The organism is Halobacillus sp. B29 (genome assembly GCF_052246755.1).
GTDB classification, from domain to species: Bacteria; Bacillota; Bacilli; order Bacillales; family Halobacillaceae; genus Halobacillus; species Halobacillus halophilus.
This window is the reverse complement of the sequence record NZ_JBQQCM010000036.1, coordinates 1-528: the sequence shown is the minus strand read 5'-3', so window position 1 is coordinate 528 and position 528 is coordinate 1. Positions and strand designations below refer to the sequence as shown.

Below are 528 nucleotides of genomic sequence, written 5' to 3'. Positions count from 1 at the left end.
CCTAAATCCAACACTTATGTTGGCATTGATCTCGGATTGAAAGACTTCGCTGCTCTCTCGAATGGCACCACCTATCAAAACCCACGATACCTACGTAAGACCGAAAAGAAACTAGCAAAAGCTCAACATATCCTTTCCCGAAGGGAAAAGGGATCTTCGAATTGGCATAAGCAACGTATTAAAGTAGCTAGACTTTACGAGAAGATAGCGAACTCCCGCAAAGATTATCTGCATAAGATTTCTACCGAAATCATCAAAAACCACGATGTGATCGGTGTAGAAAATCTCCAAATTTCCAATATGCTCAAAAGCCGAAAGCGATCCAAATCGATTAGTGATGTGAGCTGGTCGATGTTCTATGCTCGAATACAAAGCAAAGTGGTACGGGAAGCAGTTGGTACCCGTATCGAACGTTTTTGCGAGTTCACAGCTGTGTTCCAAGTGCGGATACCAAAACCGTGAGGTGAAGAATCTCGCTGTTCGAACGTGGGATTGCCCAGATTGCGGCTGCCACCACGACCGCGACCT

Annotated in this window: 1 pseudogene; it reads left to right on the top strand. The window is 45.3% G+C overall.

Going from position 1 to position 528, the window contains the following annotated elements:
• Positions 1–528: pseudogene (locus ACTWP7_RS20410) on the top strand (RNA-guided endonuclease TnpB family protein); the annotation flags it as partial.